The sequence below is a fragment of the Citrobacter sp. S46_ASV_140 genome, from assembly GCF_018919545.1.
Classification (GTDB): Bacteria; Pseudomonadota; Gammaproteobacteria; order Enterobacterales; family Enterobacteriaceae; genus Citrobacter; species Citrobacter braakii.
In genome coordinates this window covers 1-2,077 of sequence record NZ_JAHLRC010000241.1, presented here as the reverse complement: position 1 = coordinate 2,077, position 2,077 = coordinate 1, and the positions used below count along the sequence as shown (strand labels likewise).

2 protein-coding genes and 1 pseudogene are annotated in these 2,077 nt (G+C 45.2%); all 3 read left to right on the top strand.

All coding sequences use genetic code 11. The features are described from left to right. Positions 1–302, top strand: a 302-nt coding sequence (locus KQJ19_RS23355; protein WP_216404259.1) for a GNAT family N-acetyltransferase, incomplete at its 5' end; no start/stop codon positions are given. Positions 303–470: 168 nt separating this feature from the next. After that, positions 471–1,556, top strand: a complete 1,086-nt coding sequence (locus KQJ19_RS23350) for a DNA cytosine methyltransferase (protein ID WP_216404258.1) — start codon at positions 471–473, stop codon at positions 1,554–1,556. Between the two features lie 9 nt (positions 1,557–1,565). After that, a pseudogene (locus tag KQJ19_RS23345) lies at positions 1,566–2,077 on the top strand (hypothetical protein); the annotation flags it as partial.

Sequence of the window (2,077 nt, the reverse complement as noted above, 5' to 3'; positions counted from 1 at the left end):
CGACAAACACCGCCCCCGGTCGCTTTCGTCGTAATATGCCCGACCCGATCCCGGTTGTGGTGCTGGGCCGTCTGGCGGTGGACACAACGCTGCACGGTCAGGGAGTTGGGCGGGCGCTGGTTCGCGATGCGGGGCTGCGGGTAATTCAGGTGGCGGAAACCATCGGCATTCGTGGAATGCTGGTTCATGCATTATCTGACGAAGCTCGGGAGTTTTACCTGCGAGTGGGGTTTGAGCCGTCGCCGATGGATCCGATGCTGCTGATGGTGACGCTGGGGGATTTGGTGGGGAGTGCTATCTGAAAAACGGTTGTTTGGTAATACTATAACAACAAAAGCACCACTTAACCCTCAAAAGCTAAGCATCTTGATGTAAGATCCCTTACACAGGGGTATAATCTTTCTCTATGATTTTATGGGGAATTAACAACCAGGTGCGGTTTGTTATAAGAAGATACTTGGTATGGGTATATGAACAGTGTTTTCGAGAGAGAGAACGATAATATTCGGGTACTTTCACTATTCTCCGGTTGTGGTGGTATGGATTTTGGGATTACCTCAGCCGGTGGAGACATCGTCTTTGCCAACGATGTTATAGAGAATGCCTGCAAAACATTAGGGAACTATTTCCCCGATACCGATATCAGGCATGGCGATATCTCTCAAATTCAGTCTTTTCCAGATGTTGATATTGTTGTTGGTGGCTATCCCTGCCAGTCATTTTCAATGGCAGGTAACAGAAAACCAAACAATGACGACAGAACAAACCTTTATAAACACTTTCTACGGGTATTAGAGACTGTTCGGCCTAAGTATTTTGTTGCTGAAAATGTTTCGGGTTTAAAACATTTAGGGGCAGGTAGTTTTCTGGAACAACAACTCGCGGCATATAAAGCTGCCGGGTACCAGGTCAGATATCATATGGTAAACGCAAGGGCTTACGGCGTGCCTCAGTCACGTAAGCGTTTGTTTATCATTGGCGTCAGAAACGATCTGGGGCAATACTTTGAATTTCCCGCTGAAACACATGGCAAAGCGACAAAAAAGAATCCTCATTTAAAACCCTATGTTTCACATGGTGAGGCTATCAGGGATTTACCACTATGGCCTGAAGGTGAGTTTTACGAACGACCACATGATCCTGAAGGGCATTTCTCATGGTATTTCATGTCCCGGAACCGTAAAGCTCAATGGGATAGCCCTGCTTACACCGTCGTAGCTAACTGGCGTCATGTGACATTACATCCTGCCAGCCCGGTGATGAAGTTAACATGGTCAAACCTGGAGGATGGCTGGAAGCAGCGGTGGGACTTTTCTGATGAATATGAGCATCTAATTGTTGATACTTCTCGTCCCAAACTGGAACAGGCAAGGCGGTTATCATGGCGGGAATGTGCACGAATACAAACTTTTCCACAGGGTTTTGAACCTGTAGGCGACGTCGAGTCAAAATTTACCCAAATTGGTAATGCTGTTCCTCCTCTATTGGCTGAGGTACTTTTTCGGCATTTGTTTTCTGGTGCCGGTTTGAACAAGATGACAGCGAGCGGTAATTAGGCGGTGAGTATGGATGATTCTTTCCCGGTTACTTTAGAACAATGGAATGCTGAACTAGTAAAGATCGTCTTTTTTGAGTCTTCGCATACGAGGTCGACTTTAAGTCGAATCGATGCCACGGGGCGCATTTTTGAGCAACTTGCAGGTTCACGTAGTAAAGAGGATGCTAAGCGAAGTTTTCTGGCTTCATTTGGAAAAAAAACGTCTGAAATCCAGGCTGCTCTCAGGGATGAATCGCAAGAGTACCCTACTTATTTTGCTATTTTATATTTAACATTACTTGCTGCCAGTGCTGATAATGAAACGCATGACGAAGGGGATTTCCGGGTTCGATTTTCTGTACTGCTCGGTTTTGATAAAAATAAAAAATTTGATTTCAGAGAACTACCCAATTTATGGGAAAGATTAGAAAGATGGAGTAATAGAAAACAAAACTGTATCCGTTTAGTCCTCCCAGAACCATCAAAACATGAAAGATTGATCGGATATTCCAAGAGAATTGCTTTTCCCTGCTATAAGGA

What these genes read in the sequence shown, in the direction of transcription:
- KQJ19_RS23350 (WP_216404258.1), top strand. Translation starts at nt 471, where the DNA reads ATGAACAGTGTTTTCGAGAGAGAGAACGATAATATTCGGGTACTTTCA.